This is a genomic window from Marinobacter sp. EN3 (assembly GCF_000475315.1).
Lineage (GTDB): Bacteria > Pseudomonadota > Gammaproteobacteria > Pseudomonadales > Oleiphilaceae > Marinobacter > Marinobacter nauticus.
In genome coordinates this window covers 1-759 of record NZ_AXCC01000090.1, presented here as the reverse complement: position 1 = coordinate 759, position 759 = coordinate 1, and the positions used below count along the sequence as shown (strand labels likewise).

At 53.1% G+C, this 759-nt stretch carries 1 protein-coding gene; it reads right to left on the bottom strand.

Going from position 1 to position 759, the window contains the following annotated elements; genetic code table 11:
* Positions 1 to 270 precede the first annotated feature (270 nt).
* A partial coding sequence (locus Q675_RS36540; protein ID WP_023012176.1) for an IS91 family transposase occupies positions 271 to 759 on the bottom strand: 489 nt, incomplete at its 5' end.

Genomic DNA, 759 nt, shown 5'->3' with positions numbered 1-759 from the left:
AGAGGATAGGAAGAATAAAAGCCCTTTTCCAGAGAACCCGCGCAGACTGCTGTCGTTCTATCCCTCGGTTCTATCCCTCGCTTCATTACCTGATAGCCTCAAACCAGGGCTGAATTCCGCTCTTCTCGATTGAATTCCCCCCAGTTTCCGAGCTTTCACACCTCATTCCCGGTCTGTTGGCAAACCTCACCCTTACCGTGCTCCCATTGGAAAAAAAATTGAGCACAGCATGTTTCAAAACTGTCGTGGAAATGCCGGACGGAATGGGTCTCAGCAGAACAAACTTGAGGGTGGCGCCCGTCCTTCTGGAAGTATCACTGCCGCCGAAGCGCCTCCCTTCTCATTGAGATGGTCCAGTATCTTGTTGATCACCACCGGGTCTTCAATACATGCAATGACTCTGACTGAACCGCCACATTCCCGGCAGGTGTTAATGTCTATATTGAAGACACGCTTCAAGCGCTGGGCCCAGGTCATGGACGCCCGACGCTCCGCCGGGCTTTGGTCAAGCCGTTCGTTGGCAGAATCACATTTTTTGCCCTTGCCACGCCTCGATGGGGTGATCAGCGCACGGTACTTGCTGTTTGAGGCGAATACCCCATGAAACCGGCTCAGATTCACTCTGGGTTTGGGTATCAGCGCCGCCAACTTGGCAATGAAATCCAGGGGATCAAAGACCACATGCGTCGTCCCATCCCGATAGGGTGTCTTCAGTCGATAGCGAATCTGCCCGTTTGATGTCAGCGACAAGCGCTTCTC